Source organism: Flavobacterium solisilvae (genome assembly GCF_012911605.1).
In the GTDB taxonomy this organism is placed as follows: Bacteria; Bacteroidota; Bacteroidia; order Flavobacteriales; family Flavobacteriaceae; genus Flavobacterium; species Flavobacterium solisilvae.
In genome coordinates this window covers 60697-82391 of record NZ_JAAMPT010000208.1, presented here as the reverse complement: position 1 = coordinate 82391, position 21695 = coordinate 60697, and the positions used below count along the sequence as shown (strand labels likewise).

At 34.2% G+C, this 21695-nt stretch carries 18 protein-coding genes and 1 pseudogene; 4 read left to right on the top strand and 15 right to left on the bottom strand.

Annotated features, from left to right (window positions below):
• Positions 1–2: 2 nt before the first annotated feature.
• The 4 genes from G6042_RS10660 to G6042_RS10645 all read right to left on the bottom strand — a co-directional run bounded on the left by G6042_RS10660 (position 3) and on the right by G6042_RS10645 (position 4803).
• Positions 3–704, bottom strand: a complete 702-nt coding sequence (locus G6042_RS10660) for a CoA transferase subunit A (protein ID WP_169524422.1) — start codon at positions 702–704, stop codon at positions 3–5.
• 137 nt (positions 705–841) lie between these two features.
• Positions 842–3148 (bottom strand): penicillin-binding protein 1A, encoded by a 2307-nt coding sequence (locus G6042_RS10655; protein ID WP_169524421.1) that lies wholly within the window; start codon positions 3146–3148, stop codon positions 842–844.
• 4 nt (positions 3149–3152) lie between these two features.
• A complete protein-coding gene (locus G6042_RS10650; protein WP_169524420.1) occupies positions 3153–3638 on the bottom strand; it encodes a gliding motility lipoprotein GldH in 486 nt (161 codons plus the stop codon).
• Positions 3622–4803 carry a PSP1 domain-containing protein gene (locus G6042_RS10645; RefSeq protein WP_169524419.1) on the bottom strand — a complete coding sequence of 394 codons (1182 nt, stop codon included), beginning with the start codon at positions 4801–4803 and terminating at the stop codon, positions 3622–3624. Before G6042_RS10645 ends, G6042_RS10650 begins: the two co-directional genes overlap by 17 nt.
• 189 nt (positions 4804–4992) lie before the next feature.
• On the opposite strand from G6042_RS10645, the gene G6042_RS10640 reads away from it, so the two are divergent.
• Positions 4993–5406 carry a lipocalin-like domain-containing protein gene (locus G6042_RS10640; RefSeq protein WP_169524418.1) on the top strand — a complete coding sequence of 138 codons (414 nt, stop codon included), beginning with the start codon at positions 4993–4995 and terminating at the stop codon, positions 5404–5406.
• A gap of 45 nt (positions 5407–5451) precedes the next feature.
• Here the strand turns inward: G6042_RS10640 and G6042_RS10635 are convergent, their stop codons facing one another.
• The 6 genes from G6042_RS10635 to G6042_RS10610 form a co-directional block, all read right to left on the bottom strand.
• Positions 5452–6486: a radical SAM protein gene (locus G6042_RS10635; protein WP_169524417.1), complete on the bottom strand. Its 1035-nt coding sequence runs from the start codon at positions 6484–6486 to the stop codon at positions 5452–5454.
• An 11-nt stretch (positions 6487–6497) separates the two neighbouring features.
• Positions 6498–7856 (bottom strand): oxygen-dependent tRNA uridine(34) hydroxylase TrhO, encoded by a 1359-nt coding sequence (trhO, locus tag G6042_RS10630; protein ID WP_169524416.1) that lies wholly within the window; start codon positions 7854–7856, stop codon positions 6498–6500.
• Between the two features lie 243 nt (positions 7857–8099).
• A complete protein-coding gene (locus G6042_RS10625; RefSeq protein ID WP_169524415.1) occupies positions 8100–8465 on the bottom strand; it encodes a hypothetical protein in 366 nt (121 codons plus the stop codon).
• Positions 8466–8585: 120 nt separating this feature from the next.
• Positions 8586–8996, bottom strand: a complete 411-nt coding sequence (locus tag G6042_RS10620; RefSeq protein WP_169524414.1) for a BrxA/BrxB family bacilliredoxin — start codon at positions 8994–8996, stop codon at positions 8586–8588.
• A 130-nt stretch (positions 8997–9126) separates the two neighbouring features.
• Positions 9127–10263: a lycopene cyclase family protein gene (locus tag G6042_RS10615; protein ID WP_169524413.1), complete on the bottom strand. Its 1137-nt coding sequence runs from the start codon at positions 10261–10263 to the stop codon at positions 9127–9129.
• Positions 10264–10308: 45 nt separating this feature from the next.
• Positions 10309–12351: a TonB-dependent receptor plug domain-containing protein gene (locus tag G6042_RS10610; RefSeq protein WP_169524412.1), complete on the bottom strand. Its 2043-nt coding sequence runs from the start codon at positions 12349–12351 to the stop codon at positions 10309–10311.
• 90 nt (positions 12352–12441) lie between these two features.
• Between G6042_RS10610 and G6042_RS10605 the strand changes: the two genes are divergently transcribed.
• Together G6042_RS10605 and G6042_RS10600 are read left to right on the top strand one after the other, a co-directional pair.
• Entirely contained in the window at positions 12442–13089 is a 648-nt protein-coding gene (locus G6042_RS10605; protein WP_169524411.1) for a metal-dependent transcriptional regulator, read from the top strand.
• Positions 13090–13091: 2 nt separating this feature from the next.
• Positions 13092–13910: a ZIP family metal transporter gene (locus tag G6042_RS10600; RefSeq protein ID WP_169524410.1), complete on the top strand. Its 819-nt coding sequence runs from the start codon at positions 13092–13094 to the stop codon at positions 13908–13910.
• Here G6042_RS10600 and G6042_RS10595 read toward each other — a convergent pair.
• The 5 genes from G6042_RS10595 to G6042_RS10575 all read right to left on the bottom strand — a co-directional run bounded on the left by G6042_RS10595 (position 13907) and on the right by G6042_RS10575 (position 19477).
• Positions 13907–14032, bottom strand: coding sequence for a FeoB-associated Cys-rich membrane protein (locus G6042_RS10595; RefSeq protein ID WP_169524409.1), 126 nt, complete (start codon positions 14030–14032; stop codon positions 13907–13909). The genes G6042_RS10600 and G6042_RS10595 overlap by 4 nt on opposite strands.
• Before the next feature lie 70 nt (positions 14033–14102).
• Positions 14103–16334 carry a TonB-dependent receptor family protein gene (locus tag G6042_RS10590; RefSeq protein ID WP_169524408.1) on the bottom strand — a complete coding sequence of 744 codons (2232 nt, stop codon included), beginning with the start codon at positions 16332–16334 and terminating at the stop codon, positions 14103–14105.
• Positions 16335–16470: 136 nt separating this feature from the next.
• The gene (gene feoB, locus G6042_RS10585) at positions 16471–18498 is read right to left on the bottom strand and encodes a ferrous iron transport protein B (RefSeq protein WP_169524407.1); all 2028 of its coding nucleotides are present in this window, start codon (positions 18496–18498) and stop codon (positions 16471–16473) included.
• Between the two features lies 1 nt (position 18499).
• Positions 18500–18730 (bottom strand): FeoA family protein, encoded by a 231-nt coding sequence (locus tag G6042_RS10580; protein WP_169524406.1) that lies wholly within the window; start codon positions 18728–18730, stop codon positions 18500–18502.
• 78 nt (positions 18731–18808) lie between these two features.
• A complete protein-coding gene (locus G6042_RS10575; protein WP_169524405.1) occupies positions 18809–19477 on the bottom strand; it encodes an SCO family protein in 669 nt (222 codons plus the stop codon).
• A gap of 162 nt (positions 19478–19639) precedes the next feature.
• Here G6042_RS10575 and G6042_RS10570 point away from each other — a divergent pair.
• Positions 19640–21661 (top strand): annotated as a pseudogene (locus tag G6042_RS10570) (M13 family metallopeptidase).
• Positions 21662–21695: the final 34 nt, after the last annotated feature.

Genomic DNA, 21695 nt, shown 5'->3' with positions numbered 1-21695 from the left:
GACTATTCTTTTTTACGCGTTGTACGTTGCTCAATTCTTTTTTCAAATTTCTCTCCTTGAAAAATACGTTGTACCATAATTCCGGGAATGTGAATTTCGTTTGGATTTAAGCTTCCAGCTGGAAGTAATTCTTCTACTTCGGCGATGGTTGTTTTTCCTGCGCCAGCCATAACTGCGTTGAAATTTCGAGCTGTTCCTTTGAAAATTAGGTTTCCTGCTTCGTCACCTTTCCACGCTTTTACAATCGAAAAATCGGCTTTGTATGCTAGTTCCATTACGTGCATTTTTCCGTTGAATTCGCGAGTTTCTTTTCCTTCGGCAACTTCGGTTCCAAATCCTGCAGTTGTGAAGAATGCTGGAATTCCAGCTTGTGCAGCACGACATTTTTCGGCTAATGTTCCTTGTGGTGTAAGTTCAACTTCAAGTTCGCCAGAAAGCATTTGGCGTTCGAATTCGGCATTTTCTCCTACATAGGAAGATATCATTTTTTTGATTTGTCTTTTTTGAAGCAATAATCCCAATCCGAAGTCATCAACTCCAGCATTGTTTGATATACAGGTTAGATTAGTAACGCCTTTTTTTACAAGTTCGGCGATGCTGTTTTCGGGAATACCACAAAGTCCGAAACCGCCAAGCATAATGGTCATGTTGTCTTCGATACCTTGTAGTGCTTCTTGAACAGAGTTTACTTTTTTGTTAATCATATTGTGTTAGTTTGTTTCAGTTTTAGCCCTGATGGAAGCGGCATCCTTTTTTGTTTTGTTAGAAATTGCCCTTCGACTGAGCTCAGGGTGACAAAACAAAAAAGATATAGCGTACAGCAGGAATCAGCTCCTAAAAATTATAATCCGAATTCGTCGATATCTTGTTCTTCGGTATCAACGGCTGTTGAATCGGTTTCTACTTTTCGTGGCGTCCAACAATCTACTTTTATGGATAAATTATCTGGTCGTTCAAATGGATCTTTGGAGACTTGTAAATCTTTGTCTTCGTAGCATTTTTTCATAAAATATCCCCAAACTGGTAAAGCTGCTGTTGCACCTTGACCATAGGTTATGCTTTTGAAACGCGCGGAACGATCTTCACATCCAACCCAAACTCCGGTTACGAGATTTGGTACCATTCCGATAAACCAACCATCAGATTGATTTTGAGATGTTCCGGTTTTACCTGCAATTGGATTGGTAAACATATAAGGATAACCAGTCCAACGATTGTCACCACTTCCGCCACCTTGAGTTCTAAGTCGAACTCCAGAACCACTTTCGGTCACACCTTCGAGAAGTTTAATAACCGCATAGGCAATGTCTTTATTTAATACATCGTGTGATTCTGGGATTGGTTCATATAAAACAACACCGTTTTTATCTTCTATTCTAGAGATAAATTGTGGTTTCATATAAACGCCTTGATTAGCAAATGTACTGTAAGCAGCAACCATATCTTGAACGGTAATTTCAACAGCACCAAGTGCAATAGAAGGTTGGTTTGGGATTTCGGAATTTACGCCAAGTTTTTTGGTTAAAGCTACTACGGCTTCTGGACCAGTTTTGTCGATTAATTTTGCTGAAACGGTATTAATAGAAAGTGCTAAAGCACGTTTTAAGTTTACCATTCCACGGTATTGACGATCGGAATTTTTTGGTTCCCAATCGGCAGTTACGTGGTGTCTTCCTTTGTGAATCATAAAAGGACTGTCGATGATTGAATCACATGGCGACATTCCTAATTGTTCGATTGCTGTAGCGTAAACAAAGGGTTTGAATGTCGAACCTACTTGTCTTGCGCCTTGACCAACGTGATCGTATTGAAAATATTTGTAATTAATTCCTCCAACCCAAGCTTTTATATGACCAGTTTGCGGTTCAAGCGACATTAAACCTGCTTGAAGGAAATGTTTATAATAACGAATGGAATCCTTTGGAGTCATTAACGTATCGATTTCACCTTTCCATGAAAAGATTTTCATTTTAGTTTTTACATCAAATGAAGCGAGGATTTCTTCTTCAGTTTTGTCTAAATCTTTCATTACGCGCCAACGTTCTGAGTTTTTCATAGCATTGGTCATAATGCGATTTGTTTCGGCATCAGTAATGTTGATGAATGGTGCGTTTTTATTGTCTTTTTGCTGATGAAAAAATTCTTGTTGTAGATTTTTCATGTGTGCTTGAACCGCTTCTTCGGCGTGTTCTTGCATTTTGGAATCGATGGTTGTGTAGATTTTTAATCCATCGGTATAGATATCATAATCTTCGCCGTTTGGTTTTTTATTTTCTTTTACCCATTTTTTCATGTATTCACGAAGGTATTCGCGGAAATAGGTTGCGATTCCTTCTTTGTGAGTTTGGAGTTTGAAATCCAGTTTGATTGGTAAATTGCTTAGACTTTCTTTTTGTGACTGTGTAATAATTTTTGATTTCAGCATTTGCGAAAGCACCACATTTCTCCTGTTTTTTACACCAACAGGATTTCTAACCGGATTGTAAAGCGAGGAATTTTTGAACATTCCAACTAAAATTGCCGCTTCGTCTATGGTTAAATCTTTGGGTTCTTTTGAAAAATAAGTTTTTGATGCTGAACGAATTCCGATTGCGTAATTATTGAAATCATATACATTGAAATACATGGCAATGATTTCATTTTTAGTATATTGTCTTTCAAGTTTGATTGCGATAATCCATTCTTTTACTTTTTGAATTATACGAAAAACTTTGAAACTTGAACCTTCGCCGTGAAATAACTGCTTGGCTAACTGTTGCGAAATTGTACTTGCTCCACCATCTTGACCTAATTTTAGCGCTGCACCAAAAGTTCTTCGAGCATCAATGCCTGAATGTTCGTAAAAACGTTCGTCTTCGGTTGCGACTAATGCGTTTACTAAATGTGGTGGCAAATCTTCAAACTTGATTGGCGTTCTGTTTTCGTTGTAGAATTTACCAATAGTTACACCATCAGAAGATATAATTTCTGTAGCTAAATTAGATTCAGGATTTTCTAAATCTTCAAAGGATGGCATTGCGCCAAAAAATCCCCAAGAAGCCAACAAAAAGAATAGAATTACTGCTCCAGAACTATAGAAAAATAGTTTCCAAAATTTCTTTTTGTAGTAGTTTATGTCTTTTACGGTTGTATTATTTTTTTGAGCCATACATCTATTCTTTTGATTCTATTCTAAAACCAACATCGGTAATACCTTCGAGATTTTTTACACCTTCAATTTTTCCGGTTTGTCTCACGGCGTGTTTAATGGTTACTTTGTAAACGCCTTTTTGGTCAAATTTTTCGTTTGCTTTATAGAATAATTTACTTTCTTTAACATCAGTAAAACCTTCACCAAGAAGTGTGCCGTCAGGATTTGTCATGATGTATTCGAGCGTATCTACTTTAACTTTTCTGTTAGGTTGTTCTAACGAAACGATTAGAAATAAATTGCTGAATTGGTAATTATCATTGTTTCTAACGTTTACAAACATATCATAGTTTTTATTACTATCAAGTTGAGGCAATTCAAAAGAAACAATACTGTCTTTATCCCATGATTTTCCAACGGATTTGTATTCGTCAAAAACTCTCTTTTTGTCACAAGAGAATAAAAAACAGCACAATAAAACAAGAATTAAACTATTTTTTTTGTTCATTTCGGTTATTGGTTGATGGCTTTTTATTTTGATTGTTTGGTCTTCTTTTTTTGTTGTTATTCTTTTTCTTTTTAGGTTGGTCAAAACGAGTAAGACTTTCTTGTCCCATAGCGTTACTAAACCTAGTTTCTGGTTCAGTTACAATTTCTTCGGCAAAATCTTCAAGGGCAGAAACTCTAATTTTTTGTTTGTTTTGAGCGATGATTTCTTTTACCTGATCAATCTTTAACACATGCCAATTGGCAAAATTATCGGTGTAAGCAAACCACATTAATCCTTTGAAAATATCTTGTTTTTGACAAATTGCATCGCCTTTTTCGGTGTAAAGTTTGGTTTCAAAATCGGGAAAATCTTTCAGCGCATCCATGTAAGTGTCTAATTCATAGTTTAGACAGCATTTTAATTTTCCGCATTGACCAGCCAGTTTTTGTGGATTTAGCGAAAGTTGTTGGTAACGTGCTGCAGATGTATTCACACTTCTAAAATCGGTTAGCCAAGTTGAACAGCATAATTCTCTTCCGCAAGAACCAATTCCTCCAAGTCGTGCTGCTTCTTGACGAAAACCAACTTGCTTCATTTCAATTCTAATTTTGAAAACTTGGGCAAATTCTTTGATTAATTGTCTAAAATCAACTCGATCTTCGGCAGTGTAATAAAAAACAGCTTTGGATGCATCGCCTTGAAATTCGATGTCTGAAATTTTCATTTGAAGTTTTAAAGCAATGGCAATTTCACGTGCTTTTACTTTCATTGGTTCTTCTTTATCGCGAGCTTCACTCCAAATATCGATGTCTTTTTGGGATGCTTTTCTGTAAACTTTTTGGATTTCAGCTGAAGTAGGATTTACACCTTTTTTCTTCATTTGGATTTTAACCAATTCACCTGTAAGTGTAACAATTCCAATATCGTGACCTGGCGAAGCTTCAGTTGCAACGATATCGCCAATACTTAAAGTTAATTTTTCTGTATTTCGATAAAACTCTTTTCTTCCGTTTTTAAAACGTACTTCAACACAGTCAAAAGGCGTTTCGCCATTGGAAGGACTCATGTTTGAAAGCCAATCGAAAACCGTTAATTTGTTGCAGCTATCGGTGCCGCAAGTCCCATTATTTTTGCATCCTTTAGGCGAACTGCCATCAGACGTTGAACAACTTGTACATGCCATAATTTGAAATATATAGTGGTCATCTCGACGTATAACCGAGACTACTTATCATAGATAACGTTAAAAGTGTAAAGATAGTATTTTTTAAACTTCAAAAAATGGTTTTGAGTTTATTCTTTTTTATACTAAAATTCTTTGTTTTTTTCGTTTTTTTTTTTTTGATTTGTAAAAATTATTAATCAATTTATTATGAAAGTATTAAAATTATCTGCCGTAATTGCTACGAGCATTTTGGTGTTTTCGTGTTCGTCTGATGATGGACCAAGTACTTCAGGAGAATTAACTGGAAAATGGTACAATAAAGAGTATAAAGTTGCTGGTCAAACAATTCCGTATGACGATCACGAAGAATGTGGTAAAGACTATATTCAATTTAACTCAAATGGAACAGGAAGATCGGTTGATGTTTGGGATTGTGAAGAAGATTCTGAAAATTTTACCTATACAAAAACATCAAATTCAATCACGATTACTATGGGTGGAGAATCTGCAACTGCTCAAATAGTTGAGTTATCCTCATCTACATTAAGAGTGAAAGTTAATTATGACTTCGATGGTGATGGAGATGATGAGTCTGTAATTGAGGTTTATACAAGAAGCTAATTAATATAAAAACGCCAACTTTAAAATTGGCGTTTTGGTATTTGTTTAATTTATTTCTACTGAATAATTTAGCATATTTCGATTAGTTTCATCAAGTTTTTTTCGGGATTTGAACACGTTTTTTAGCAGCGTAAAATTCCAATTATTTCGTTTTTTCCAAGAAGAAAAAGTTTCGTTTTTCCAATCGAAATCGTCTTTCCAAAAATATTTTGGCGAAACATAACAATAGGTGTAAGGAATAAGATAAGAACTGTCGTTTTGCGTTTTTACCTTCAGCGATTGGGTTTCGTTTCTATAAATTGATTGCGGATAAAGCAGTGTTATTTTTCTTTTTTGGGTTTCATTTTTAAGAAAATTAGAAACTTCAAAATAATCGCTTTCAATTTTTTTTAAACTGAATTCGTTATAGGTTGTTTCTCCAATTTTATCAATTGGTCGTAGCTGAATAATATCGATGTCATATTCATCATAAACCTTGAAAAAATCTTTTAATTCGTGAAAATTATCTTGATTAAACGTATAATTAATTCGTAAACGAAGCTTTGGATTAACCTTTTTTTGCTCAGTAATAAACCTTAAAATATCATGGAATTTTTCATAAATTCCTTTATCCATCATGTCTTCATAGGTTTCTTTAGTAACGCCATGCATCGACAAAATAAACTCGTCCAAACCTGCATTGGAAAAACTTTCTACATCTTCTTTTTCAAGCAAATTACCATTGGTAATCATACTTATATATGGAACTTGATGTTTTTTTGCCGTTTCAATCAGCTTGGTGTTGTGTTTAAAAAGTGTTGGTTCAGCACCGCAACCGATTTGTAATTTCAAAGCATTTTTGAAAATAACATTGGCAATTTCGTCTATACTTTCTTCTTTAAAAATGCCTTTCATGTTTTTTCTAACATAGTCATCATCGGTAAAATAACACATTTTACAACGAAGATTACACGCTAGAACTGGATCCAATTGTATGGCCAAATACCGTTTGTTCAAAACCGAAAGCAACCAAAGACCGAGAAATTTAACTCGGTGATTTTTTATGGCATTATTGAACTTTAGTATTTTGTAAATATCCATTTAAAACTTGATTAGGCATCTAATTTATACAATTTATCCGATAATCGAATTCTAAATGGAACTTCGAATGTGATTTTATCACCAACTTTTGCTGATGAATTTTCGCTTCCGTTGACGAACATTTTTTCTAAAACCAATTCTTGATTTCCAGTTGTTGGTCCAGAAATTAAGATTTTGTCGCCAAGCTTTATTTCGTTTTTTTCTACAACAAAAAGTGCAACTTGTGCTTTTACAAAATAATGTTCGGCTTTACCGACAAGTGTTTTTTTGATTTTTATCTTTTGACGAATGTCTTTTGTCTCTTGTGTTTTTGCTAAAGCAATATCGGATAGTTCACCTGAATGTTTGAATTTCAAATTCTCTGATTTCCCTTTTCTAAATACTTTATTCCCAACTTGTTTTCCTCTACGAAGTTTAACTTGTTCGGCTAATGGCAAATGTGTAATTTCTAAACATTCGGTTGAACAACAATTTTCCATTGCTGCTTTACATTCGTCACATTGGATGAATAATAAATGGCAACCATCATTTAAACAGTTTGTGTGATTATCACAAGGTTTTCCACATTGATGACATTGTGAAACGATATCATCGGTAATTCTTTCACCTAATCTGTGGTCGAAAACGAAATTCTTTCCGATGAATTTACTTTCCAAACCTTCTTCTTTGATTTGTTTTGCATAATTGATAATTCCGCCTTCCAATTGGAATACATTTTTAAAACCTTGATGTTTGAAATAAGCCGAAGCTTTTTCGCAACGAATTCCGCCTGTGCAATACATTACCAGATTTTTATCTTCTTTAAAATCTTTTAATTGCTCGTTGATAATTGGTAAACTTTCTCTAAAAGTTTCTACATCTGGCGTAATTGCACCTTTAAAATGACCAATTTCACTTTCGTAATGATTTCTAAAATCAACTACAATAGTGTTTGGATCTTCTAAGATTTGGTTGAATTCTTTTGCTTTTAAATGAACTCCGATATTGGTTACATCAAAGGTTTCGTCATTTAAACCATCGGCTACAATTTTGTCACGAACTTTTACGGTTAGTTTTAAGAAAGAATGATCATCGTGTTCAACAGCAACATTCAAACGAATGCCACGCATAAAATCATACGCTTCTAAAGTTTCACGAAAAGCTTCAAAGTTTTCGGCTGGAACACTCATTTGAGCATTAATACCTTCTTTGGCTACATAGGTTCGACCAAGAGCATCGAGCTTGTTCCATTGGATAAATAAATCGTCGCGAAATTTTTTAGGATCTTCAATTTTGGCATACGCATAGAAAGATAATGTAAGACGTTGTTGTCCGGCTTCATCAATTAATTGTGCTCTTTCTTCTGCGCTTAAGGTGTTATACAGTTGCATGCTATAAACGTTTAAGTGAGAAATATGTTAGGAATTCTAAATGGAAGAATTCGAGTGCAAATTTACATTTTTTAATTTAACCACAAAGTGCGCTAAGAATACGCTAAGATCACAAAGAATAAAATACTGCTAAAGTAATAGTGTTCTTTGTGCTTTCTTTGTATTCTTTGTGGTTTAAAAAAACAAAAAACCCTAACCGTTTTTCAACGGAAAGGGATTTCTTCTTCATAGCAAATTTAACCTTTAATTTATAACCACACAATCACCGTTTACGCAATCCACAGCGTTTGGAGGTAATTCAACAGCACAATCAGAAACTGCGTTAGTTTGAATATTATTTTGATGATCCATTTCGTTATATTCTGCAACCATTTGTTGTAATTGTCCCAAATTTACATTGCTCGAAAATAACAAATATTCTCTTGGTCCGCCGCAAGGTTTAGAACCAAAAGCGATATAGCTACAACTTTCAGTACAGTCAAAACTATTGATATAGTCAACAATTTCTTGTTTTTTTTCTGTCAATTCATCGCTTAAATTAGCATCATTGTTTTCAGAACATTGAAATGCAAAAAGCGGAAAAACGGCTAGGAGTAAAATTTTCTTCATAGATTTTTGATAGGTTTTAATAGTAAGATGAGAAAAATATAAAAGGTTGCGTTAGGAAATAAAAAAACCCTTCTAGAATTTTATATTCAAGAAGGGTTGCAATTTTTAAGAATGCAAAAATTAACAAAATTCTGCGTAAGCGTCTTTTAAGTTTTCTGCAATCATTTCTGCCGGACGACCTTCAATGTGATGACGTTCTAGCATGTGAACTAATTCACCATTTTTGAACAACGCCATACTTGGAGAAGATGGAGGAAAAGGAAACATTTCTTCTCTTGCAGCATCAACTGCTTCTTTGTCAACTCCTGCAAAGACAGTCACTAAATGATCTGGCTTTTTGGCTCCATCCAAACTCATTTTTGCTCCTGGACGAGCATTTCTTGCTGCACAGCCGCATACTGAATTTACCACAACTAATGTTGTTCCTTCTGCTTTAATCGCATTTTTTACTTCTTCTGCATTATATAAATTTTGAAAACCGGCATCTGTTAGTTCAGCACGCATCGGGTTTACCATTTCTTCTGGATACATATTTTTTGATATTAAATATTTGATATTAAATTTTAGATTTAAAAAATCTACTGCAAAGTTACAAAGTTTTTCGCTTTTTATGAGAAACCGAATCATAAAGATTTGTTATGGTTTGATAGTCAATTTATGACTAAAAAATTCTTCCAAATAATGCTTTAACAAACAATCCTTTCGGACATTTCCAAATGACTTGCAAGTCTTCCCAAAGCGTGGTCTCTTCATCAAGAAATTTGAAAATCAAGCTTGGATTTCCTTTTTTAAATAAAGCCGAAAATACAGTTGAACCTAAATCATTTCTTCGGAATAAAACATCGATAAACAATAGGTCATACAACCAAAATTTATCTTTTTTATGGAATTTTCGAAAATCGGTTTCTTTCGATAAAAATCGAATTAAAGCTTTTGATTTTTTTATGGTATTGGCAAAAGTATAACCGGTACTTGCTTTTGTCCATCCACCAGCAGAACCAATGTTGATGATGTTTTTAGTGTTGTGTTTCCAAAAAGCATAACATGTCATTGGAATGTTTCCGTGTTCTTTTTCGATGATTTTGTAGTTGGTGATTCCTAATTTTTGAATATAATTTTGAATTTCGTTTTCGTATTCTTCCTTAGAAAGTAAATCTGGCGAAAATAATGTGTATTCCAGTAAAGCTTCTGTTTCGGAAGTTGGCAAGACATACATAAATCGGGTATTTCCTTTTTGTTCCAACGAAAAATCCATAAAAGTTGCCTTGGCTGGATTGAAAACTTTTTCTTCGGATTGTATAAACCAACCGATAAAATGCTGTTGCAACAACGGATATTTCGATTGATTTTTTACAATTTCTGGGTTGTAAATAGAATTGAAGATTTTGTTACAAGTAAAATTTTCACTTTCTGTTTTTACCACACAATGATTGCCAAGTTCTTCAAAGTCAATTACTTTTTCGTTTACAAAGCGGATATTTTTTTGCTTAGAAATTAAATCGAAAACTAGATTGTAAAAATCCAATCCGCGAACCATTTTGTATTGATACGGATGCAAATCTATATCTCTTCGAAAGTTTTCATCAGCAAAAAGTGCCACCTCCCATTTTTTTGAAACTATTTCATCAAAAGATTGTTTTTCGTCCCAAAAACACCAAGTTCGGTCGTTGGTTTTTTTTGGGTTTTGATCAAGTATTAGAATGGATTTATCGTTAAATTTCTTTGATAAAATCATTTCATAAACCGTCATCAACGCGGATAATCCTGAACCTGTAAAAATGTAATGATAGTGTTGCATGTTTCAAAAATAAGCAATCTAAAGGAATATGAAATCAAACAAATGTTAATCAATATGATAGCGCAATCCCAGAAAAAATCGAATTCCTTGATTTGGACCGTAAGCATACGTTGGATCAAATGTCAGTCCGTAAGGATTGTCAGGAGTTGGAATTACATTTCCTGAAGTGTCAAATTGTACATTTTTGTCAAAAGGATCATTTGAACGCGAAATAATGAACGGATTTCCACGATTTGGTGTCCAATTAAAAAGATTTTTTACACCCGAATAAATTTCTAAATCGTGAATTTTTTTATACGTAATTTGAATATTCTGAATGCTGAACGGAAGCGAATATTCTCGTCTTGGATCGAGTTCGCCAAGTAACGGCAAGCGCATATTTCCGGTAAGATTTCCGGTGTAATCAAACGATACAAACCACTTGGGAATTTCATAGTTAATTGCCCAATTTACTGTATATTTTTCGGTAAAAAGTGGTGTGAATTTTCGGTTGTCTTGTTTCGTTTTGGCATCAAAAAAACTAGCTCCAATGGTTGCTTTTAAACCAAAAGGCGTAATCCAATCGGCATTGGTACTTAGTCCGAAAATTTTGGAATAACCGTTCAAATTATCGTAAACAATTTGATTGGGATTGACATCATAATCGGCAAAAATCTTGTTGGTAAAATAGGTATGCCAAGCCGAAAATTCAAGATTGATAATACCAGAATTATTCAAAACGTATTTTTTTAAATAATTCAAATTCAAATTATAGGATGTTTCAGGCTTTAGATTTTCGGTTAAAATTACTTCTCGCGAACCGGATAATGCTTGATGATCTTCGGTAAAAAGATTAACAATTCTAAAACCTGTTCCAAAGTTTAATCGCAAAATATCATTGGTGGTTGGTTTCCATTTTACTGCCAATCTTGGTGTAAAAATCGAACCGTGAGCCGAATTGTAATCGTATCGTGAACCCAACAAAATACTCGATTTTTCAGAAAATTGAATTTCGTCTTGAACAAACAAACTATAAATTTCAGACGAATTACTGGAATTAGTTGCTGGCGTATTATCGTCATAATATTGATAACGAAACGCCGTACCGAAAAGCAACGAATGATTTTTTAGGTTTTTGTCCCAAAGATATTGTCCGAATGCAATTTTTTGATTGGCAAGAAAAAACGAATTTCCATAAGCCGAATTTTGGTCGTGACCGATTAATGAAAATTGAAGAAACATTTTTTCAGTTGTTGGCAATTGATATTTTCCTAAAAGTTCCCAACGTGAAGTGTAAATACTTTCGCCATAAACTTCATCTCCGCCGCGATAGTTTTTATTCCATTGCATTTCGCCACCCCAACGATCTTCGTATAAATAACGTGAAACTAGACTAAATTCTTTTTCTGATTTTCGGTTGAAGTTCCATTTACTAAAAATAGACACGCGGTTTTGCAACGACATATCTGTAAAATTATCGTTGTTGTTGTCAATTTTATTATTGTAATTGAAATAATTAATTCCGATTAAAACATCTGTTTTTTTGCCTAAAGAAGTGCGATAACCAATGTCGATGTTGTTTTCGAGCCAAGAAGTTGAGAAAATATCGGCAGTGAATTGCGGAACAGCTTTTGGTCTTTTAGTAATAATATTAATCAATCCGCCAACGGCTTCGCTACCATACAAAGTAGAAGCAGCACCTTTTACGACTTCAATTCTTTCTATCATCGAATTTGGAATTCCCGACAAACCATAAACGCTTCCCAACGCGCTAACAATCGGCATTCCGTCAATCGTTACCATTGTATATGGACCATCAAGTCCGTTAATTCTAATGTCGCCAGTATTGCAAACATTACAGTTGTTTTGTGGACGCAAGCCGTTTACATTTTGCAAAGCATCAAATACATTCGAAGTTGGATTTTGTTTTAAAAAAGTAGCCGTAATAACTTCTACTGGAACAGGATTTTCCAATCGTTTTACCGCTTTCAAAGTACCAGAAATAACCACTTCTTCGAGTTGATTTTCCGTTTTTTGAGTTATGGTATCTTTTTGTTGTGCAAAACTAGAAAAAGTTGAAAACAGGAAAACTATCCAAATATTTTTCATTAATCAAAATAAAAATTTAGACAAAACTAAAAATTTATTTTTATATGTAGAAATAAATTTCTTTTATTTGCTGTAAATAATTCGTTTTCAATGACAATTTCAGAAGAAAATTATTTAAAAGTAATTTATCATTTATCGCTGGTTTCTCCCAAAGGCGTAAACACCAATGCTATTGCCGGAATGCTTGATACCAAAGCATCTTCGGTTACCGATATGTTGAAGAAACTATCCGAGAAAGATTTGGTTGCTTATCAAAAATATCAAGGCGTAACATTAACTGAAAATGGTTTTCGTTCTGCCAAAATGATTGTGAGAAAGCACCGTTTATGGGAAGTTTTTTTGGTAGAAAAATTGGGTTTTGCTTGGGATGAAGTTCATGATATTGCCGAAGAATTGGAACATATAAAATCGGAAACTTTGATTAATAAATTGGATGAATACTTGGATTTTCCTGCATTTGATCCTCATGGTGATCCAATTCCTGATGTTAACGGCGTGATGAAAAAAGTGAACAAATTATTACTTTCAGAAGTTGAAATCAACAAAGAATATCAATGTGTTGGTGTGAAAGACTCTTCTTCGGAGTTTTTGAAATATTTAGACAAACAAAAAATTGCATTGGGTTCCACTTTTGTAGTAAAAGAAAAAGAAAGTTTTGACGATACATTATTAGTTGAAGTCAATTCAAAACAGATTACTATTTCCAATAAAATTGCAAATAACTTATACGTTCAATAATTATGTTTGAAACAATAATTGAATATTTCGAAAGTATAAATCCAGTTTTAGCTGCATTGTATGCTACTTTATTTACTTGGTTTTTAACGGCACTTGGTGCATCATTTGTATTCTTTTTTAAAACTATGAACCGTGTTGTTCTTGATGGAATGCTTGGTTTTACAGGTGGTGTAATGGTTGCAGCAAGTTTTTGGAGTTTATTGGCACCAGCCATTGAAATGAGTAAAGGCGAAGGTTTTGTAAAGGTAATTCCGGCTGCAGTTGGGTTTTTAATGGGCGCACTTTTCATTTTTGCATTAGACAAAACATTACCTCATTTACACATTAATTTCAAAGAAACCGAAGGTATAAAATCGCCTTGGCAACGTACAACGCTATTGGTTTTAGCGATTACTTTACACAATATTCCCGAAGGTTTAGCGGTTGGAGTTTTGTTTGGCGGAGTTGCTGCAGGAATTCCCGAAGCATCAATTGCTGGAGCTGTGACTTTGGCAATTGGAATTGGAATTCAAAATTTTCCTGAAGGAATTGCGGTTTCGATGCCGCTACGACGAATGGGAATGAGCAGAACCAAAAGTTTTATGTATGGACAATCATCGGCATTAGTAGAACCAATTGCTGGAGTTTTGGGCGCAGTTGCAGTAATGTTTTTTATTCCAATTTTACCTTATGCTTTGGCATTTGCCGCAGGCGCAATGATATTTGTAGTAGTTGAAGAAGTAATTCCCGAAACGCAACAAGACAAAAATACCGATATTGCTACACTTGGTTTTATTGGCGGATTTATAGTGATGATGACACTTGACGTGGCTTTGGGTTAATGACAACCGCAATCGGTATCACATTTCCCTTTTTTGTTTTTAGGTTTAAACACAAATTTTCTCAGTAGGAAAACGATTGCTACTGCCAAAACTACATAAACCAAAATTTCTTGTATATCCATTTATCAAAAATAACAAAAAGCAATCTTAATTTACTAAGATTGCTTTTTTATTAACTAAACATGATGAAAATTAAAATTGTGCTACCAAACCTGCTGAAGCAAAAAATGGCATTCCCGGACGTAAACCTGCCGGAACTCTCGATACCAAATAAGTAGTATCAAAAACATTGTTGATGTTTCCTATGATGCCAATGTATTTGTTCAAATTGTATTTTGCGGCAAAATCAACTACAAAGCTATTTGGAACCAATTCGTTTGCAGGAATACTACCTTTTCCGGCTTGCGTTCTGAATTTTCCATTCAATCTACCAGAAACGGTTGCTTCAAATTTTTCGTGCTCAACACCAATTGACGATTGAAATTGATGTTTTGAAATATATGGAATCTCGTCGCCTTTTGAAATTGTTCCCCAAGTTCCGTCAGTGCTTGCAAAATCATTTAGGAATTCGGTATTGGTCATGGTATAGCTAAACGTTACAGGAACTTTGAATTTGCTTGTTTCCGCTAAAACATTGTAGTTTAAAAGTACTTCAACTCCGTTAACGCGAACTTCTCCGGCATTGAATTGGTCTAAGGTTCCGCTTCCGCCACTTGCTGCTAAATCACTTCCTAACATGTTGCTGTAATCGTTGTAGAAACCAACTATTTCTGCGTATAATTTTTTCACTCTAAAACGAGTTCCTAATTCATAGTTTATGCTACTTTCGGCATCTTGACCAGTTCTGTTCGTTGGTGGTGCAAATCCTTTGTGAACGCCTGCAAAAACAGATACATTGTTGTTCCATTTGTAGTTTGCTCCAATTCCGGGTAACCAAACTTTAACATGGTTATCATTTTCAACCAAATTAGCTCCGGTTCTTGTTGGATCAACTTTTCCATAGTTTTGATTCCATAAATCAATAGTTTCAAAACGTAATCCAGGAGTAACGGTTAATTTGTTGTATTTTAATTTGTATTGAATATGCAATGCCAGTGCTTTTGCATGAGCAACTCGGTTATCATCAGAACCTGCCGTTCCAGCATTTGTCAAATTCATAACATTATTAACGATGTTGTAACCATCAGCCCATTGAAAACGATCTTCTTCATCTTTGTGAAGTCTTGCGCCAATTTCTACATCGTGGAATACATTTCCGGTAGCAAAATGATAATCAAATTTAGTTTGAATACCTTGTGATAAATAGTTTCTGTTATTTGCTTTTACCGATAAAGAATTATTTGCACCATCAGTTTCTCCTGTGATTATAGCATAATAATTGCTTAAAGTTTCTGGATTTTCTAGAATTTCTGAAATTCCTTTTTTAGTTCCGCCAAAACTCACAGCATCCAATTTATACCAATTTCTTGAAAAATGATTTCGGTAAGCTGTAGTCGTCAAACTGAAATATTTATCAACTTTTAGAGTATGTGTTATGGCAATATGGTTGTTTTTTGTTGTGATATTGTCTTTTTGAGACGATGCATATCGCATAAACGGATTTTTGTCATAATCAGCCTGAGTTAAACCTAAATAGGTTTCATTGGCATCTTCATCTGCATATTGAATTTTCAAGTCCAATGAGTTGACTATTTTTTTATCAGTATCTGTTGTAAGATGCAGTTTTGCCATGAAATCATTTTTGTCAAAACCGGTATTTTGATCATTCAATAGGTTTTTAAAACCATCCGAATTAAAGTTTAAGTATTGTACCAAAACACCAACATTTTTGTCGGCAACACCAATTGAAGCATTGGTTCTACTCGTATTAAAACTGCCATAATCGCTGATGATACTTCCGCTGAATTTATTTGGGATTGGAGCAGAAATAAAGTTAATTGCACCACCAGTTGTAAACGGACCATATTGGATTTGGCTGCTTCCTTTTAAGATTTCTACAGCGTTCATTCTGGCTAACGACGGAACATAATAAGCTGCTGGTGCGCTGTATGGTGCCGGTGCAATTAGAACACCATCTTCCATTAATGTAATTTTTGAACTTCTTTCAGCTGAAGTTCCTCTCAAACTGATGTTTGGTCGAAGTCCAAAACCATCTTCTTCAAAAACATTCACACCGGGAACGGTTCTCAAAATGCGGTTAACGTCAGTATAATTGAATTTTTTTAAATCTTCGGGCGAAATATAAGAAGCGGAACCAGTTCTGTTTTCGGCTTCAAATTTACTTCCTAAAATTTTACTAGCATTGATAACTACTTCTTTCAAAGTACTTGTGCTATCTTGTCGCTTTTGATTGTTTTGTTTTTCTTGAGCTTGAATTTGTGTACTGCAAGTTAGTACGGAAAGGGCAAATAGTATTCGCTTCATTTTATTTAGATTAAATCTACGCTGCAAAAATACTATCTAATATTTATTTAGACAAATTATAAATAATTAAAATTTAAAATATTTTATAATTAAATGAATATCAAAAAAATAGAAAAAAAGTTTAACTTTTGTTGAACTAATTTAGCACTTGATAAGCGACTAATGCGGCTAAATAAGCCATAATTCCTAGCCCGAAAAGTTGAAGTAAAGCCCATTTCCACGAATTGGTTTCGCGTTTTACAATAGCAACAGTTGCGCCACATTGCATAGCAATGGCATAGAAGAACAATAATGAAATTCCGGTTGCAGTAGTAAATACTTTTTCGCCGTTAGTAAACGTTGCGGTTTGCATTCTCGATTTTATCGTTCCTTCGTCTTCAGCATTTTCAACGCTATAAATCGTTGCTAATGTTCCAACAAAAACTTCTCTTGCGGCAAATGAAGTAATGATTGCAATTCCAATTTTCCAATCGTAACCCAAAGGTTTTATTACAGGTTCGATAGCTTTTCCCATTGTTCCAATATAGGAGTTTTCAATTTGAAACGAAGCAATTTTTGCAGTAAGTTCCGCTTCAGAAAGGTTTTGATTTTCAAGTTGACTACTCACAATTTTTTCAGCATTGTCAAAAGTTTCTCCGCCATGAGAAGCCAAAAACCAAAGCACAACCGAAACCGCCAAAATGATTTTTCCGGCATCAATTACAAATGATTTTGTTTTTTCAAAAACTGTGTAAAAAACGTTTTGAAGTAGTGGCATTTTATACGAAGGCATTTCGATAACAAAATAGGATTTGCTTTTTGCCTTAATGATTTTGGTCAAAATAATGGATGAAAGTAAAGCCAAAACAATCCCAAAAACATACATTCCTAACAAAGCTAAAGCTTGCGAATTGATAAACCCTAAGATTTTTTGTTCAGGTACAATTAGCGAAATTAATATGGTATAAACTGGTAATCGTGCAGAACAAACCGAAAATGGCGTTACCAGAATAGTAATCAATCGTTCTTTCCAATCTTCAATATTTCTAGTTGCCATAACGGCTGGAATGGCACAAGCATTTCCGGAGATTAATGGCACGACACTTTTTCCGTTCAGTCCAAATTTTCGCATAATTTTGTCCATCAAAAACACAACTCTCGACATATAACCGCTTTCTTCTAGAACGGAAATGAATAGAAATAGCATGGCAATTTGTGGCACAAAAATCACAATTCCGCCAATTCCAGGAATAATTCCTTGACTAATGAGTTCATTAATTTTTCCTTCGGGTAAAATTGAAGCTATAGTTTCAGACAAAGAAGCAAAACTTTCGTCAATGAAATCCATAAACGGTCCAGACCAAGAAAAAATCGCCTGAAACATTAGCATTAACAACACTAAAAAAATAATATAACCAAAAAATTTATGCGTCAGGATTTTGTCCAATCTCGAATCAAAATCGGTTGCTTTTGTCTTGTCTTTTTCAAAATTTCCTTTTAAAACCGAATTGATAAATTGGTATCGTTTTACGGTTTCTTGATGTTGTTCTTTTTTTACAGCAATTTGTTTTTGTTTGTCTTCAATTTCAACAAAACCAATTTTATAGGTAGAAGAAAGCCAATCTTTATAGGTTGAAATATCGTTTGAAAAAAGTGGTTTTCCAGATAATTTTTGAAAATTCTGAATACAATTTTTCAGTTCAGAAATTCCAGAATTATTTCGAGTACTAGTTAAAATTATGGTGGTATCGAGTTGTTTTTCCAGATTTTCTTTGTTTATCGAAATTCCTTTCAATTGCATTCTGTCTGCCATATTGATGACCAAAATCGTTGGAATTCCTAAATCTTTTACTTGTGTAAAAAGCAACAGATTTCGCTTTAAATTTTCGGCTTCGGCAACGACAATAGCAACTTGAGGAAAATTTTTGTCTTCATTGTTTAACAAAAATTCAGTGGTAACACTTTCGTCAATCGAACTTGGATTTAAACTATACGTTCCAGGCAAATCGATTACGGTAACTTTTTGATGGTTTTCTAAATGAAACGAACCTTGTTTTTTTTCAACCGTAATTCCAGGATAGTTTCCTACTTGCTGACGCAAACCTGTAAGCGAGTTGAATAACGAAGTCTTTCCTGTGTTTGGATTACCAACTAAAGCTATTTTTAAAGTGTCGTTTTTTGTCATTTTACTTTTGTATTTCCACAAAAATCCTGCTTGCCATTTCTTTTCTAATAGCAAGATTTGTGTCATTTACTGATAAAAAAATCGGATCTCCAAGTGGCGCAATTTGTATTACTTCTACAAAATTTCCTTCCATGCAACCCATTTCTATGAGTTTCAACGGAATGATAGCGTCGTCAAATGAAAGGATGACTGCTTTTTGACCTTTTTGAAGTGTGTCGATAGTTGTTTGCAAATCTTATTTAGATTGAATTAAAATACAAAGATAAAAAATAGAAAAGGAAAAAGGATGATAATTATCAATTTTGGCAAATTAATCGTGTTCCAATAACCAGTTAATGTCTTCAATCAACCGCTGAACATCTTCTTTTTTTGTTCCGTCATAAAAGCCGCGAACTCTTCGTTTTGTATCAACTAAAACAAAATTTTCGGTATGAACCATATCATACATTTCTTCTGGTTTACCTGTTTTCACTGCTAAATAAGATTTTCTAGCAATGTAATAAATGTCCTTTTTATCGCCAGTTACCATATTCCATTTGCTATCATCAACATTTTGTTTCAAAGCATATTGTTTCAAAACCGGAACACTGTCAATTTCAGGCGTAACGGTATGTGATAAAATCATCACTTTCGGATTTTTACTGAAAGCTTTTTGAACTTCGGTCATGTTTGTTGTCATGATTGGACAAATCGTTTGACAAGTAGTAAAGAAAAAATCGGCTACATAAATCTTTCCTTCATAGTCTTTCTGAGTTATTGTTTTTCCGTTTTGATTGGTAAAAGAAAAATCGGCAATCGTATGATATTTCCCAACATGTTGAACGGTACTATCAACCAATTCAGAATTTACATCAGATGGATTGAAGATTGGCAACTCTTTTTCAGGTTTCAAAGCATTGTAAAACAAAGCAATGGTTACAACTGAAAAAACAAAAAGTCCGATGAAGAAAAGCTTATATTTTTTGAAAAAAGCAAGCATAATTATTTTTTTACAAAAGTACAAAAGCAATCGGCAACGACTAATTTTTATCACTTTATCAAGTCTTATAATTTTGTTAAAAATGGTAAAATCGAGTTATTATCGATAAATTTGTAGAAACTACAATTGTTTAATTATGAGAAAAACGAGTACTAAACTTTCTTGGCATTATTGATTGCTTTGGGAATCAATGAAACAAATGCACAACAAAAACACTCCGGAATTGATGTTTCACTTATGGATAAATCGGTAAAACCAAGTGATGATTTCTTCCGTTTTGTAAATGGAACCTGGTTGAACAATACTGAAATTCCTGCTGATAGAACGCGTTGGGGAAGTTTTGATGAGCTTCGCCAAAAAACCGATATTGACGCATTGAAAATTTTGGATGAAGCGTCAAAAGATCCAAAATATACTTCGGCTACTGATCAAGGAAAAGCAGTAAATCTATACAAAACCATCATGGATACCATTGCCCGAAACAAAGCGGGAATTGCTCCATTAAAACCTTATTTGGCAAAAATAAATGCAGTAAAAAATGTAGCCGATTTACAAAAATTGATGATTGAAATGGCACCACAAGGCGGAATTGGTTTTTTTGGTGTTGGTGTTGGAACAGATGCTAAAGACAGCAACAAAAATGTGGTAAACGTTGGTCCAGGTTCAGTTGGTTTGCCTGATAGAGATTATTATGTTTCTGACGATGCTGATTCTAAAGAAAAACGCGAAAAATATGTAAAACACGTAGCCAGAATGTTATAATTTCTTGGCGACAAACCAGCAGTGGCTCAAAAGAATGCAGAGAAAATTTTGGCTTTAGAAATTGCCATGTCTAAACCAAGATTTGACAGAGTAGAACGTCGCGACAGAAGAAAATCATACAACCCGATGACGATTGCCGATTTGCAAAAATTGACAAATTCAGTAAATTGGGAAAAATACATCACCGGAATTGGTTTGCCAAAAGTAGATACGTTAATTGTATCGCAACCTAAATACATGCAAGCTTTGGAAACTATTTTTGCAGAAAATAAAGTTGACGATTGGAAAGCTTATATGCGTTGGACTTTGTTGAACAATGCTGCAAGCAAACTTTCAACCGATATTGAAAAAGCCAATTGGGATTTTTACAGCAAAACCTTAAGCGGTGCAATCAAACAACGACCAAGAAACGAAAATGCATTACAAGTAATTAATGGCGCAACTGGCGAAGCTTTAGGTAAATTGTACGTAGAAAAAATGTTCCCAGCAGAAGCTAAAGCCAAAGCCGAAAAAATGATTAAAAACGTAATTCGTGCTTATGAAATCCGTATCAACAACTTGCCTTGGATGTCAGAAACTACCAAAAAACAAGCCATTGAAAAATTAAATAAAATGACCGTAAAAATTGGTTATCCTGATAAATGGAAAGACTATTCGGCATTAATAATTAAAAGTCCAGCCGAAGGAGGAAGCTATTTTGAAAATTCTAAAAATATTGCCAATTGGAGTTTCAAGAAAAATATCGACAAACTAGGAAAACCAGTTGACAAAACCGAATGGGGAATGTCGCCACAAACAGTAAATGCTTATTTCAATCCGTCAAACAATGAAATCGTATTTCCAGCGGCAATTTTACAACCGCCATTTTATGATTACAAAGCCGATGAAGCTGTAAATTATGGTGGAATTGGAGCAGTAATTGGCCACGAAATTTCACACGGTTTTGACGATTCAGGTTCACGATATAATGCCGACGGAAACTTGGTCAACTGGTGGACAGACGAAGATTTAAAACAATTCACAGCACTTGGAACTGCGTTGGCCGAACAATATTCAGCATTGGAACCATTACCGGGAACAAAAGTTGATGGAAAATTTACATTGGGTGAAAACATTGGTGATTTAGGTGGAATTAACGCAGCTTATGACGGCTTACAATTGTATTTAAAAGAAAATGGAAACCCAGGATTAATCGATGGATTTACACCAGAACAACGATTATTCATTTCATGGGCAACCATTTGGAGAAGCAAAATGCGTGACGAAGCCATCAAAAATCAAGTGAAAACCGATCCGCATTCACCAGGAATGTACCGCGCTTACGTTCCGTTGTTGAACTTGGAAACCTTCCATCAAGCGTTCAATATAAAACCTGGCGACGGAATGTATTTAGCTCCAGAAAAACGAGTGAAAATTTGGTAATTACAAGTTAATGAAATTTTAAACCTGACAGGTT